Annotated in this window: 14 protein-coding genes; 11 read left to right on the forward strand and 3 right to left on the reverse strand. The window is 54.9% G+C overall.

The features are described from left to right. The first annotated feature begins 383 nt into the window (after nt 1–383). The 3 genes from ACZF99_RS02860 (at nt 384) to ACZF99_RS02870 (ending at nt 3493) form a co-directional block, all read left to right on the forward strand. Nucleotides 384–1775 (forward strand): L-cystine transporter, encoded by a 1392-nt coding sequence (locus tag ACZF99_RS02860; protein WP_059042256.1) that lies wholly within the window; start codon nt 384–386, stop codon nt 1773–1775. 184 nt (nt 1776–1959) lie between these two features. Beyond that, complete coding sequence (locus ACZF99_RS02865; RefSeq protein WP_483608904.1) at nt 1960–2547, forward strand: sigma-70 family RNA polymerase sigma factor; 588 nt, start codon at nt 1960–1962, stop codon at nt 2545–2547. Further along, nucleotides 2540–3493, forward strand: coding sequence for a DUF4367 domain-containing protein (locus tag ACZF99_RS02870; RefSeq protein ID WP_483608906.1), 954 nt, complete (start codon nt 2540–2542; stop codon nt 3491–3493). The genes ACZF99_RS02865 and ACZF99_RS02870 overlap by 8 nt, the downstream gene beginning before the upstream one ends. Nucleotides 3494–3978: 485 nt before the next feature. On the opposite strand, the gene ACZF99_RS02875 is transcribed toward ACZF99_RS02870, so the two are convergent. The 3 genes from ACZF99_RS02875 to ACZF99_RS02885 are packed head-to-tail and all read right to left on the reverse strand — an operon-like array spanning nt 3979 to nt 6266. Next, the gene (locus ACZF99_RS02875) at nt 3979–5286 is read right to left on the reverse strand and encodes a hypothetical protein (RefSeq protein WP_483608908.1); all 1308 of its coding nucleotides are present in this window, start codon (nt 5284–5286) and stop codon (nt 3979–3981) included. Between the two features lie 12 nt (nt 5287–5298). Next, nucleotides 5299–5784, reverse strand: coding sequence for a prepilin-type N-terminal cleavage/methylation domain-containing protein (locus ACZF99_RS02880; protein ID WP_316549464.1), 486 nt, complete (start codon nt 5782–5784; stop codon nt 5299–5301). Next, a complete protein-coding gene (locus ACZF99_RS02885) occupies nt 5781–6266 on the reverse strand; it encodes a type IV pilus modification PilV family protein (protein WP_483608910.1) in 486 nt (161 codons plus the stop codon). Before ACZF99_RS02885 ends, ACZF99_RS02880 begins: the two co-directional genes overlap by 4 nt. A 288-nt stretch (nt 6267–6554) precedes the next feature. Here ACZF99_RS02885 and ACZF99_RS02890 point away from each other — a divergent pair, with 288 nt between their 5' ends. The 8 genes from ACZF99_RS02890 to ACZF99_RS02925 all read left to right on the forward strand — a co-directional run bounded on the left by ACZF99_RS02890 (nt 6555) and on the right by ACZF99_RS02925 (nt 14005). Further along, on the forward strand, nt 6555–8234 hold the full coding sequence (locus ACZF99_RS02890) for a GspE/PulE family protein (RefSeq protein ID WP_059042271.1): 1680 nt from the start codon (nt 6555–6557) through the stop codon (nt 8232–8234). Continuing rightward, nucleotides 8231–9292: a type IV pilus twitching motility protein PilT gene (locus ACZF99_RS02895; RefSeq protein WP_059042273.1), complete on the forward strand. Its 1062-nt coding sequence runs from the start codon at nt 8231–8233 to the stop codon at nt 9290–9292. The genes ACZF99_RS02890 and ACZF99_RS02895 overlap by 4 nt, the downstream gene beginning before the upstream one ends. 85 nt (nt 9293–9377) lie before the next feature. Beyond that, the gene (locus ACZF99_RS02900; RefSeq protein ID WP_483608912.1) at nt 9378–10553 is read left to right on the forward strand and encodes a type II secretion system F family protein; all 1176 of its coding nucleotides are present in this window, start codon (nt 9378–9380) and stop codon (nt 10551–10553) included. A gap of 48 nt (nt 10554–10601) precedes the next feature. Further along, nucleotides 10602–11051, forward strand: a complete 450-nt coding sequence (locus ACZF99_RS02905) for a prepilin-type N-terminal cleavage/methylation domain-containing protein (RefSeq protein ID WP_483608914.1) — start codon at nt 10602–10604, stop codon at nt 11049–11051. Continuing rightward, complete coding sequence (locus tag ACZF99_RS02910) at nt 11051–11827, forward strand: prepilin peptidase (RefSeq protein ID WP_483608916.1); 777 nt, start codon at nt 11051–11053, stop codon at nt 11825–11827. Before ACZF99_RS02905 ends, ACZF99_RS02910 begins: the two co-directional genes overlap by 1 nt. Continuing rightward, the gene (gene pilM, locus ACZF99_RS02915) at nt 11794–12756 is read left to right on the forward strand and encodes a type IV pilus biogenesis protein PilM (protein WP_483608918.1); all 963 of its coding nucleotides are present in this window, start codon (nt 11794–11796) and stop codon (nt 12754–12756) included. Before ACZF99_RS02910 ends, pilM begins: the two co-directional genes overlap by 34 nt. Beyond that, complete coding sequence (locus ACZF99_RS02920) at nt 12753–13298, forward strand: hypothetical protein (protein ID WP_059042279.1); 546 nt, start codon at nt 12753–12755, stop codon at nt 13296–13298. The genes pilM and ACZF99_RS02920 overlap by 4 nt, the downstream gene beginning before the upstream one ends. After that, nucleotides 13295–14005: a hypothetical protein gene (locus ACZF99_RS02925; protein ID WP_483608920.1), complete on the forward strand. Its 711-nt coding sequence runs from the start codon at nt 13295–13297 to the stop codon at nt 14003–14005. Before ACZF99_RS02920 ends, ACZF99_RS02925 begins: the two co-directional genes overlap by 4 nt. Nucleotides 14006–14102 lie beyond the last annotated feature (97 nt).

Genomic DNA, 14102 nt, shown 5'->3' on the forward strand with positions numbered 1-14102 from the left:
TTCATCATCATACCTGACCTGACGAGAAAGATAAAACGTTTGCACAAATGAAAACAGCGAATAAAGTTCATTTACCAATCTTTACCTGAATATATCTTAATTATTCTAAGAGATTCTTCTTATTTCAGAAGAATGCTGTCATTTGTTAAGGTAAAATCAAATATCGAATCAAAATTTAACTCAAAATCATCCAATTTTGGAGACCTAGCACTAAAATAAAGCTGCGCAAACGTTATGAACGGAGATGACAAGCCTTGTTAAAATTAATCCTATCAAAATACTCGTATATGTGATATCATACGATTTGTAATTCGCATCCGGGCGTTTGCCTAGGTTGGTGCGAATACGAATTTATGGACTATTTTTCAGGGGGAGATTAGGTTATGGATACCTTGCGTATCATCATTAATGTAGCCGTTATGCTGGTGCTGATCGGCGTGCTGATTTGGATGCAGAAGAAGCACGTTTCTTTTACAAAACGGGTATTTACCGGGCTGGGCCTTGGTCTGGTGTTCGGGGTTATTCTTCAATTGTCCTACGGAGCAGGCTCCGAGGTGATCGCGAAATCGACCGATTGGTTTAACCTGGCGGGCCGCGGTTACGTTGGGCTGCTGCAGATGGTCGTGATTCCGCTGATCATGGTTTCGATCATTTCGGCGATCATGAACCTCAAGGGCAAGCAAAACCTGGGGAAAATGAGCGGCTTGATCATCGCGGTACTGTTGATTACGACAGCTATCGCAGCGAGCGTCAGCATCGTGACGAGCTTGAGCTTCGATCTCAAGGCGATCGAAATCCAGGCGGGCGATCGGGAGCAGGCGCGCGGGACGGCGCTGGAGGAACGGCTTGGTTCGGTGGAAGACAAGACGATTCCGCAGCAAGTACTGGACTTCATCCCAACTAATCCGTTTGCGGATATGACCGGCGCACGGAGTACTTCAACCTTGGCGGTCGTGATTTTCTCGGCATTTATCGGGGTGGCGGTACTGGGGCTGGATAAGAAGAAACCAGAGCAAGCAGACACGTTCCGTAAAGTGGTTGAGGCGGTTTACGCGGTCGTTATGCGGATCGTTACGCTGGTATTGCGCTTAACGCCTTACGGCATCCTGGCGCTGATCACAAACGTGGCAGCCACGACCAATGCCGAAGAGATTTTGAAGCTGATCAAGTTCGTGGGGGCTTCCTACGTCGCATTGATCGTGATGTTTATCATTCATCTGATTTTGTTGGCTGCTTTCGGCTACAATCCGATTCAATATGTACGTAAAGTATTCCCAACATTGGTGTTTGCGTTCACCTCGCGTTCGAGCGCCGCAACGATTCCGCTGAATGTGGAAACGCAGACGAAACGACTGGGCGTTCCGGAAGGGATCGCCAACCTGTCGGCCTCGTTTGGCGCAACCATCGGGCAAAACGGCTGCGCTGGGATTTATCCGGCGATGCTGGCCGTCATGATCGCTCCAACCGTAGGGATCAACCCGCTGAGCTGGGATTTCATCCTGACGCTGATCCTGGTCGTCACCATCAGTTCGTTTGGGGTTGCTGGTGTTGGCGGCGGGGCAACGTTCGCTTCGCTGATCGTATTGTCGACGATGAACCTGCCGGTTGCGTTGGCGGGCCTCTTGATCTCCGTCGAACCGTTGATCGACATGGGCCGGACCGCCCTGAACGTCAACGACTCGATCACCGCCGGCGTGATCACCGGTAAGATTCTGGGCGAGAACGACACCGAGGCGTTCAAACGCGACGTTGATCTGGATGTCGTGACCGCTTAATCAATAGCATAGGAATAGCAAAACGAACCGCTGGGCGTGGGCCTGGCGGTTTTTTTTTATTGCGAGTGTAATGAATGTTGTGTTTTAAACGTATTAACATGCGGATGGCTTGAAGGCGGCATCCTGCCGCGCGGGGGAAGCGGCCTTACGCCATCCGTCCCTTGGAGAAAGGAGGGGAAGAAGCATGCTGCAGCAGCGCGCGCTGTATCCGGCGATGAAGGAGCAGGACAAGCGGGATCAGGAAGAGCGGAGAGCCGTAACGGCCGAAACGGAGTTTGACGCGATTTTTGAAGCCTACTATACCCGAATTTTCAAATATATCCGCTTCCGGGTGGACTGCGAGTATACGGCGGAGGATTTGACCAGCCAGGTGTTTGAGAAGCTGTTGACCCGTTATGATACCTTTCGGGCGGATCGCTCCCCGTTAGAGGCTTGGCTGATTGCCATCGCCCGCAATACGGTCAACGATTATTACCGCAGGCAGCAGAGACGGAAGTTGTTTTGTCTGGATCTGTTCAGCGAGTCGGCCTCTCGGGAGCAAGGACCGGAGGCTCGATCCCTCACTCGGGAAACCGCGTCGGAATTGAACCGGGCCTTGCAAAAGTTAAAGCCCCAGGAACGGCATATTCTTGCGCTTAAATATGGAGCGGGGCTGAAAAATGTCCAAATTGCCGAATTTACAGGCTTGCGTGAAAGTCATGTCGGCGTGATGTTGTTTCGCGCCACGAAAAAATTAAAGATGGATCTCGAAAGGGAGAATGGAAATGGATAACCAACAACCAGATCGTCATTTTGAGAAGGATTTGGACGCGGTGATGGATGGGCAGGAGGTCCCTGCCAGCGGATCTGGCGATTATGCAGAGGTGCTTGCCTTTGCAAATACACTTGCCGCAGCCGACTTCGGCGCGGGGGAACATAAAGAGGCCGTGAAGCAGCGGATAGTGAGTCAGGCCGCCGCCCGGCGCGTGGCGCGCAGACTAACCGGTCGCAAGGTTGCCGGCGGCGCGGCAGTTGCTGCAGCGTTAGCCCTGGTGATCGGGATCGGATTTGCGCCTTCGTCGTTTGCCAGCGGTCTTCTGGACCGGATCATCTCCACCGTGACGTTAGGGCATATTACCGTTTTTCAGGTAGCAGCACCTTCGGAGGAGGCCGCCTTCCCGTTGCCGGAAGCTTTGCAGGGCAAGGTGTTTACAGAGGACGGCAAACCCATCACCGAATGGAACTCGCAAACGGGGCCGTTGTATACAGCGGAAGGCGAGGAGATTGCCGGAGTGGCGAACGGGGAAATCGTAACCAAGGCTCAAGCCGAGGCGAGGGATAAAGAAGGGATTCGCACGCTGACCAACCCGGCGGAATTAAGCGAATCTACTGCTTTCCAGGTGAAGCTGCCGGCGTATTTGCCGGAAGGGTATGCGTTTAGTCGAGCCGAGCTCTATCTGGATGAACAAGGGATAGCGAGTCCGAAATACATCAGTTTGTATTTTGACGAAGCGGGCACCGGGAACGAAATCTACATGCAACAGCGGCTCGCCGATGAAGAAACCGCGTATTCCAGCTCTACGGAGAATGAGATCAAGCCCATTAAGATTGGCGATGCGGATGCGGTGATCATGGATGGGAACTCGATCGCCTGGGAAGCGGACGGAGTGATGTTTGACCTGGTCGCCCAAGGATTGGACGAGAGCGAATTGATCCGGGTCGCGGAGTCTTTGGAGTAGGGGGAGGTTGGCTTTTGTAGATAGCAGAGAACAAACCGGCTCGCGATAGCGGCCGGTTTGTTTGTGCTGCTGCAGAATCGTAGCAGGAAGTGGCTCGGATGAGTGACGGAATGTGAGGTCGGATGACTAAGGGAGTGAACAGTCGGGTGACTGACGGAATGTCAGGTCGGATGACGGACGGATTGTCCAGCTCGATGATTGACCGATTGACTGAGCTCTGTCCGACCGGACCTTTCGCTAACGGACCTGAGAGACCTTATTCGCCTGAAATAAGGCCGACTCCACTTCTAACGGACCTGAGCGCCGCTATTTGACCTCAAAAGCTACGTATGTCGCTAAAAAAACCCAATTAAGGTCTCTCAGGTCCGTTACATTTTGGGATACCGGCTTTTTAGCGAAATAACGGCATTGAGGTCCGTTAGAGTGTTCACCCGGATTAAATCTTCTGCTTCATGGCATGAAGCTTTAGCCGGAACGAGGAGGAATCAGTTAATGACAATGTTCTTCTCCTCGAACTTGATCTCGGACGGTTTCTCGGGTGTAGTTGGGGGAGAAGTGGTGCCGTTGATGGTAAGTCCGCCATTTCCATTCATTGCGATTGCACCATTGGAGTAGATAGAACCGTTTAAAACTGCCGAAGAAGAATGACTATCCATAGTGACTGAACCATCCGCATACAGCATAAATTGGTTGTCTGCCCCGCTTAGCTTAGGGTTAACAGCACCAGAGCTATAGAGGTTGCCGGCAACTAGATCGGAATCCAAGTTTAAGGTTTGTTGGGCTAAATAAAGCATCTCCCCGCCAATATACATATCGCCTTCGACCGTAGATTGTCTGTTCACGTCAGACTTTTGGAATGTAAACTGCTTTGCTGTCCAAATATATCCGTCTGCAGATAATGAGCCGTTAAAGGTGACATTTTCGAAGAAAAAAATATTCCCCGAGGCTTTGATCAAGGTTCCGGGAGAGATATTTGCATGACCGCGGATGATTAGGTCCCCATGAACTTCGATAGTCGATCTTCTATGAATATTAACGTTATTAAAAACGGTGGTTTGCGAATAACTTCTAGTCGTATTGGAGTCGTTCGAATTGATTGTAAGATCCGGATAATTGCCGTTCGAATATTTGTTTTTTACGATTGCGGCCTCCGAATTTACTTTAGAGAAAACAGTTGAAAAGTTGATTTTTTCGGGACTTTTCAAGCTGGTTCCGCCCGGTATGGTCGGAGATACGAGAACTCCATTAATGACGGATCGATTGTTGGCGACTGATCCGTGTGAATAGACATTTCCGTTGATCTTCATTTCGTTTAAAGTCAACGCTCCATAACTAACCACCGCATATCCCCCCGTTCCGGTTCCTGGTGAGGGGTTGCCGGGGGTGAAGGAAAGGGTGATTTCCACCTTCCGCCGATAGGTCTGCGTGACTTGGTCCGATACCCCGTCGGCTTTAACAATCGCAATGTACCGCTGGTTTTCGTTGTCCAAGGTTACCGTGCCGGGCTCCACGTATTTATCGGCGGCGGCTTTGACATCGTCGAGCGTCAACTTGTCTTTGTCCTTCAACGCCATCACGGCTGCTCTGAGCTCGGAAAGCTTGATCAACAGCTTCGTTTCGCCGTCGGCCTGGGCGGAGACGATATCTTCGGAGACGTTCACCATGCCTTGGGAGTTCGTTACCGACTGCATGACCAACGTGCCGATCACGAGCAGTATCGCAACCAGCAGCAGCACGGAAACCAAGGCATACCCCTGCTCTTGGCGGATAACGGCTTGTCCTCGTCCTTTCATCCCTTAAGCACCTCACGATATCAGTTTTATCGAAACGAACAGATAGATCGGCTCCACCTTGGGCTCATCCTTCAGCGCCACTCGAAGGTTCACCTGTAAATCGTTGGGGCCCCTGGAGAAAGTAGTGCCGGTCAGGTCCAGCTTTTCGTCACTGAAACGGGTACCGTCCAGAAGAAGCTGGCCCCCATCCAACTTAACGCGGATTGTCTTGGTAGATTCCGTAAGTGCGTCGGTCACCACCTCGGCTTGAAACTGCGTAAACGTGCCGGAACTCGAGATCGACACCGCATTCCGCAAGTTCGCCTGAAGCGCGGAGCTTAGCGTGATCGCTTTATTGCGCAGCTGCGCTTCATGATTCACCCGGCCGAAAGCAAACAGCGACGTCGTCAGCACGGTTGACACTATAATGACCAGCAGTCCGGATAAAGCTAAAGCGGCCAGCAGCTCTACCAACGTAATCCCGTCTTCTCTACGAAAGAACTGCAAACGCTGCTTCATGGGGTGTTCCCTCCAGCGGCGGACATATAGTTCTTTTTGACGGCGCTGGTTACTGAGACGTGATGCCTATACTTGCCGGATCCCTGGGAAGGATCAGGCTGCCAGTAGGCCGTTACGGTGACATACAAGATGTCGGGATTTGAAGGATATTTAGAACTACGGTCACTGACCTCGGCCTTTAAGAGATAAGGACCTTTAATCTGATCGGGCAGCGTTCCTGGGGGGCGGCTGGCCAAGGCTTGCAGCTGTGTAAACTCCATAACTTGAACCTCATGCAGCCGGGCATTAGCCAAATGCGTCGCAGAGAGACGTTGGTTCGTAAGCTGGCTTTGCGAGGCGCTGTTCGTAAAATAGGATAAAAAATATAAGCTGACGATCGAGAGAATAACTAACGCAAGGGCAACTTCAAGCAACGTCAGACCCTCTTCCCGGGCAATCGCATGCCGAAGGGAAGATTTTTTTTGACGGAAGGCGGACATCATGACCATCCACTCGCTTTCAAAACAGGATAAAAAATGTAGAGCCCTGGCACCCGTTAGGGAGTTCTGTCGAACTATGTAGACTAGGTATATTTTACTATAAAAATGATAGCATCGTTTTTGATAAAGGTATATAATCGTTAGTAAAATTGCAATTGTTTAATTTTTCCTCTTGTAATCTATCAATTGAACTGAGTTAGAGAAATAGGTCCTTTGAACTAACTCTGAAACTGGCTGTTCAGCACCTGAAATTTTTAATTTCATAACACTCCGACAGGGATGAGGTGAACCATGTACACGATCAAAAAAAGGTTGGGTGAACTTCTACTGGAATCCGGAATTATTACGGAACAGCAGCTGCACACCGCTCTGGAGGAACAGCAGCAGACGAAGAAAAAACTCGGCGACGTCCTGCTGGCGCAAGGCCACCTTACAGAGCACCAGCTCATCGAAGTGTTGGAATTTCAGCTTGGCATCCCGCATATCACCTTGTCGAGGTTTCAAATTGATGCCAAATTGAGTCAGGTTATTCCGGAGCAAATGGCTAAAAGGTATCAAGTGCTCCCGATCCGCGTAGATGGGCGCAAGCTGATGGTTGCGATGGCCGATCCCCTGGATTTGTTTGTCATCGACGACCTTCGAATGAGCACCGGTTTTACGATCGAACCGGCGATTATTTCACGGGGCGAGTTGCAGCGGGGAATTGCCCGGCTGTATGGCCTGCAGGACTCCATGAACGAAATGATCAAGGATCTCGGGACCAGCGCAGCTCAGATCGACGTTGAGGATTCCGTGATCTTGGGCGAGGATTCGCCGGTTGTCCGGCTGGTACAGCAAATGATTGAGCAGGCAGTACGGCTCGGCGCGAGCGACATCCACGTCGACCCGATGGAGACGCAACTCGCGATCCGCTACCGGATCGACGGACAGCTGCGCAATGAGCGTACGGTTCCGAAGTCGATGCAGGGCGTCATCATCGCCAGGTTGAAGATCCTGGGCAACTTAAACATCGCCGAACGGCGGTTGCCGCAGGACGGGCGGATCAAGATGCTCGTGGACGGCAAGCCGATCGATATTCGCTTGTCCTCCCTGCCGACTGTACACGGGGAAAAAATCGTCATGCGTCTGCTCGACTTGGCCGATGGCGTGAAAGGCTTGGACAAGCTGGGTATGACGGAGTCGGCGTTAAGCCTGTTCCGGCGTATGATCGAGAAGCAGCACGGCATGGTTCTGCTGACCGGACCGACGGGGAGCGGGAAGACGACTACCTTGTATTCGGCGTTGCAGCACTTGAACCGAGAGGAAACGAATATTATTACGGTTGAAGATCCGGTGGAGTACATGCTGGACGGAGTGAATCAAATGCAGGTGCATCCGGCTGCAGGATTGACGTTCGCCAGGGGGCTGCGCTCCATCTTGCGTCAGGATCCCAACATTATCATGGTGGGGGAAATCCGCGACCTGGAAACGGCGGAGATTGCGATCCGTGCTTCGTTAACCGGTCATCTCGTATTTTCAACTTTACATACCAATGATGCGATAAGTACGGTCGTTCGGCTGCGCGACATGGGCATTGAACCGTACCTGATCGCCTCGTCGCTGATCGGGGTTGTCGCCCAGCGGCTGGTGCGCTGTATCTGCCCGGATTGCAGAGCAGCTTATACACCCGATCGGCAAGAAACGATCTATCTGGAACGGCTGGGGATTCAAACGGACAAGCTATACCGCGGCACCGGCTGCGGGACCTGCGGCAAAACCGGCTATCGCGGCCGGATCGCGGTGCATGAAGCGCTGCTGTTCGGCGACGACCTGCGATCTGCGATCGTGGACGGCCGATCGATCCACGAGCTTCGCCGAATGGCGAAGGAGCAAGGGATGACACCGCTGTTTGCAGACGGGATCCAGAAAGCGCTGGAAGGCCGAACCACCCTGCAGGAAATCATCCGCGAAGTGGAAGAGGAAGAACGATGAATCGGGAGGATATCGTAACGAACGAAGCGTTTAACGGGTTGCTGAAGCAAGCATTTGACGCCGGCGCTTCTGATTTGCACGTGACGGTGAATTCACCGCCGGTGCTGCGGATCGACGGGACCCTGCAGGCGTTGGGTGAGGAGCTGCTGTCTCCATCTATGCTGGAGCAGATTGTGCAGGAGCTCATGAGCCCGGAGCAATACAGGAAGTTCTCGGAGCAGGGAGAGCTGGATTTCTCTTACGGGATACAGGGGATCTCCCGGTTCCGTATTAACGTTTTTCGGCAGCGGGGTTCGATCAGTATCGCGGCAAGGGTAATCTCGCCTTCGGTTCCGGCCTTCGAGACGTTACATTTGCCACCTGTGCTGTTGAAGCTGGTTCAGAAACCGCAAGGCTTGTTTCTGGTCACCGGCCCGACCGGAAGCGGGAAATCGACGACCCTGGCTTCGCTGATCGATCATATCAACCATACGCAACGCAAGCATATCGTTACACTGGAGGACCCGATCGAATATCTGCATCGCCATGATCAGTCGATCATCAATCAACGGGAAGTGGGATTGGATACGCTGTCGTTTGATAACGGCCTTCGGGCGGCGCTTCGCCAGGACCCGGATATCATTCTGGTCGGCGAAATGCGCGATCCCGAAACGATCCGTACGGCGATTACGGCGGCCGAAACCGGACATCTCGTCTTTGCCACCCTGCACACCGCCGATGCGCCGCAGACGATCGATCGGATTATCGATGCTTTTCCGCCAGCCCAGCAAGGGCAGATCCGGATTCAGCTCGCTTCGGTGTTACTGGCGATCCTATCGCAGCGCCTGCTGCCGTCCCGCAGCGGGAAAGGGCGCGTCTGTGCGACGGAATTGCTGCTCAACCCGCCGGCGGTGAGTAACCTGATTCGCTCGGAGAAGGTACACCAGATCCGAAGCGTGATGCAGACGAACTTCCAATTGGGGATGCACACGTTGGAAATGAGTCTGCGCGAGCTGCTGCGGCAGGGCGCGGTGGATGAAGCTTCGGCCCGGCCGTACTTGACGGAAAGCTCCCTCTGATTGACAGGGGGCGTGCGAAGACAGATGCGAGAAGCGGAAGGACAGATGCCAGATGCCCCAATACGTATATCAGGGCAGGGACAGGGTGGGGAAACAACGCAAAGGGGCTTTGCAAGCCCCCGATCGGACCACCGCGCTTGCCGAGTTAAAGAGGCAGCAAATCGTTGTGATAGGTCTACGCGAGAAACGGGAGACCGTTTGGAATAAAGAGTTTTACCTGGGCAGCCCGGTCAAAAACGAGCAATTCGTTGTATTTTGCCGGCAATTTGCCACGATGATCAAGGCGGGGATTTCCATCGTTGAAGCCACCGCGATTCTGGCGGAGCAATCCGACAGCAAACCGCTGAAGAAGACGCTGGCCGAGGTGGCGGCCGAGCTTCGCAAGGGAAATACGTTCTCCGGGGCGATCTCGGCGTATCCGCGGATCTTTCCAACGATCTTCGTGCACATGATCCGTGCGGGGGAAGAGGCGGGCAGCATGGAGGAGACGCTGGAGCGGCTGGCCGTGTATTTTGAGAAAGCGCATGTCACCCGGGAAAAAGTGAAGTCGGCAATGACTTATCCGCTGATTGTCAGCGTGATGGCCGTGTTTGTTATCCTCTTTTTGCTGAAATTTATGATTCCGCGGTTTCAAGCGATGTTCGCTCAACTGGGCGGCGATCTGCCCGCGATTACGAAGTTTACGCTTTCGCTCAGCCGTAGCCTGGAACAGTATTGGATCGTATGGTTATTGGCCGCGCTGGCGGTGGTGACTGCGGTTTACCTGCTCCTCAGGTGGGAGCGCGGAGCGTATACCTGGGATTACATGAAGCTCAAGGCTCCGGTGTTTGGAATGTTGAATCGGAAAAGCGCAATCGCCCAGCTGACGCGGACACTGTCCTCGCTGTTTGCTAGTGCGGTACCGGTGCTGCAGGCCCTGGCTATCGTGGAGAAGGCGGTGGGCAACCGGGTGATCGGAGCCACGTTGCGGGAATGCCAGGCGTCCCTTCGCCAAGGGCGTCCACTGTCCGAGCCGCTGCGCCAATCGTGGGTGTTTCCGCCGCTGGTGACCCAGATGATTCGAGTGGGTGAGGAGACGGGTTCCATTGATACAATGCTGGCCAAGGTGGCCGATTTCTACGAACGCGATGTCGAGAACACCGTGGACAAGCTGAAGCAGCTGATCGAGCCGGTGATGATTCTTTTGCTGGCCGGCGTAGTTGGCTTTATCGTAGCTTCGGTGATGATCCCGATGCTTAGCTTATATCGAAATATCATTTGAAATCGGGTTTAGACCCCAATGACTAATTATTTTAGGAGGTTAATCATTATGACCGCACTTATCCAACGTATTCAACGCTTGCGCAAGGAAGAAAAGGGGATTACGCTCGTCGAATTACTGGCGGTTATCGTCATTATCGGGGTAATCGCCGCGATCGCGGTGCCGTTGATCTCGGGGCTGCTGGACGACACGAAGGCCAACGCTAGATCCGCGACAGCGAACCAGCTGTATGAAGCGGCGAGATTGAGATCGATTACGAAGAATAATGGGGAGATTACGGGGTCTCATACGCTTAAAAACTTGGTGGACGATAAATTTATGCCTAGCGGTCTAACGGATCCGAAAACGGGGAACCTACTAGCCGATACGACAACGGTAAATTTAGGGAATATTAGCTCCGGGACGCTTGTCACGCTCGTTGTCTCCGGGGGCGATACGATTAACTTCACTGCAACGGAACTAAAGAACGGTAAACCGGGTACAGCGAAGACGCCATAATGGACGCTAATCTGCTCCTGACGGCGCTGAATGCTGCCGGCGGGCTGGCCCTGGGGCCGGCCCTGGCGCGCTACGGGCGCCGGCTGGTGGTGCGGCGCGGGCTGCTGCGCGCCGGCAGCGGCGAAGCCGCCGGCCCGGCGGCGCGCGAAGCGGCCGCCAGCGCCCCCGCGAGCAGCGCGGCTGACGCCGGCGCTGCCGCCGCCCCCGCCTCCGGCCGGCTGCGCCGGGCCGGAGACATCGCCGCCGCCCTCGCGACGGCGGCGCTGTTCGCGCTGATGCACCTGCAGTTCGGTGCATCGGGCGCATGGGCGGTCGGCCTGCTGCTGACCGCCCTGGCCGTGATGTGCGCGGTCACCGACCTGACCGCGCACATCATCCCCAACGGCGCCGTCATGGGCTTCGGCGCCGTGCTGCTTGTCGCCGCCCCGCTGGCGGGCGGCGTCCCGCTGTGGAGCCAAGCGCTGGGCGCGCTTGGCGGCGGCGGTCTGCTGCTGCTGATCGCCCTCCTCACCTCCGGGAAGGGGATGGGGATGGGCGACGTGAAGCTGCTGACCGTCTTTGGCTGGGTCGTCGGCTTTCCCGGCGTGCTCCTGGCCTTGTTTCTGGCCAGTGCGGCCGGCGCGGCCGCCGGACTGCTCCAACTGGCGCGGGGCCGCAGAAGCCGCGGCCAGACGCTGGCGTTTGGTCCCTTTTTGGCGATCGGCACCCTGGTGGTTTACATGTATGGAAAGGAGATCATCCATTGGTATCTGCAAAACGTCATTCCTCTTTACTGAGCCGGCGGCCGGCCCACATCGGCATTACGATCGATGAGGATGGCATCCGTTACGTCAAATACAACCCCAAACGCGGAACCGTGGAACGTGCCGGCTTGCTGCCGGTGGATGCCGAGTTGAACGAGGATGGGGTTCCCGATGTGACCGGGTTAACCGAGATGGTGAAACGCTGGGCGAACCGCCGAGGGATTGCCGGGAAGAAGGTCCGCTTGGCCGCCCCCACCTCCCAATCGTTTATCCGATTGCTCCAGGTTCCCAAGGTCAGCAAAAGGCAGCAGCGGCGCGTCACCGAGCTGGAGATCGAAGGCAGCATCCGTCTGCCGTTTGAGGATCCGGTCATCGATTATCATTGGATGGAGGCCCACAGCCGGGAGGAGGAGGGGCTGCTCACGTTTGTGGCCGCCGTACCGCGTCCGGTCATTCAGGAGCTGGTATCGTCGCTGGAACAAGCGGGACTTCGCCTGGAAGCGGTCGATTTGGCGACCATTGCGCTTTCGCGCATCCTCCAGCAGCAGCGCTTGCTTGGGGCGTCCACCAATGTGATGGCGATCAATTTCAAAGCCAAAGAAGCCGAGGTCTACACGTACCATCAGGGACTGCCCGATTTCGTGCGCACGTTTCCCTTGGAGCCGATGTCTGGGGACAAGCTGAATACATGGCGGTATGGGGAGATCGTCTCCTCTGTGACCCGGATTATGAATTTCTATGAATATACGCTGCATGAAGGGCATGAACGGGTGCAGAGCATCGTGATCGCCGGCGCCGCGCCGGACAAGGCGGAGATCGCTCGTCAGTTATCGGCGGCCTTCGATCAGGTGAGCGTGGCCGAAGTCGATTTGTCTCCGTATTTTGCCGGTCAGGAAATCGCCGATCAAGGCAGCTATGCCATTGCCCTTGGCCTCGCGATGAAGGGAGCGGAGAGCCGATGATCGAGATCAATTTGCTGCCTCCCAAACCACGCCCGGCTTCGGCCGGACTATTTCTGCCGGTCCTGCTGCTGCTTGCCGGGCTTGGGATCTGTGCCTACTTCGGGTACGCGTATTGGGGCGTTCATGAAGAGGCCGCTGCATGGACAACGTCAATCGCCGAAACGGACCGGCAGCAGGCTGAGCTGCAAAGCGAGTTGCAAAGTATGGGAGCCTCGGAGTTTGGCGCCGCAGGCATCGAGCTGATCGACAAGCTGAGTGAGCAGCGACCGGATCTCAAGACGCTGATCGGCACTCTGGAAGCTCCGCTGCCAACCGGCGGCACGCTCGAAACCGTTCGATTTAGCGGGACCGGCCTGACTTGGACCTGCCGATTTGCCAGCTTGGGCCAAGCCAGCGCCTACTCCTCTGCGCTCCGTGAACAGCCGGGACTCCGCGGGGAGCTGATTCAATCGGTGAAGGAGCTGCCGGGCCAGGGATACATCGGTACGTTTGAACTCAAGCCGGGAACGGAGACGGCGGAACAGGCAGGTGACAGCGAATGAATGCGGAACATCGTTCTGGAACGGCTGGAGCCCGTTGGATCCTGGCAGCCGCCTTGGTGATGCTGGCGGCGGGATCGTTTTATTTCTGGGGTTACCAACCGGAGGTGGAGAAAATCGCTAGCCTAAAGTCCAATCACGAAGAGAAACGGCTGTTTCTGCAAAAGACCCGGGCGATCGTGGAGGCCAAACGAGCGGAATTGGCGGCGGAGAGTACTTCAGCTGACACGATGGAACGAGAGGCTGCCGTGCCTGGCGAATCCGATCGGGAGGGCATCTTGTTGGATCTCGAACAAGCGGCTAAATCCGCTGGTGTACAAATCCAAGAAGTCGTTTTTGAGGCGCCGGGGATCGGAGCTCTGTCTGAAGCTTCGGCCGAGACCTTGCCGACAGACAGTCTCTCGACGCTGGATGAGAATCTGTCTGCCGGTGTGGACCTCCTGTCCGCCCTCTCAACTTCCATAAACGGCTCTCCTGCCGCGATGGGGGAGCTGGGACTGCTGCAGGAAGTCGACCTGACCGCGGCGGGCTTCTCCTCGCTGTCGCTGCGGTTAACTCTTCGAGGGACGTTAGCCGAGGTCAAGAGTTTTGCTGCAGTTGTGCAAAGTGCCAAGCGATTATACGTCGTCCAGTCCTTCGAATACGGGAAGGAAGAAGCGTTGGTGAGCGAAACGGCAGCATTTCGGTTGGTGGCTTTTTATCGTGAATAAATGGAAACCAGGGCCCTTTTCAGGGCTTGCGAAGCCTCCGGCCGTTGGGTCGGGGTTCTTTTTTTGCAAATCCATATCATTCCTTGATACTTTTTGG

It is taken from the genome of Paenibacillus sp. JL3B1040, assembly GCF_057063165.1.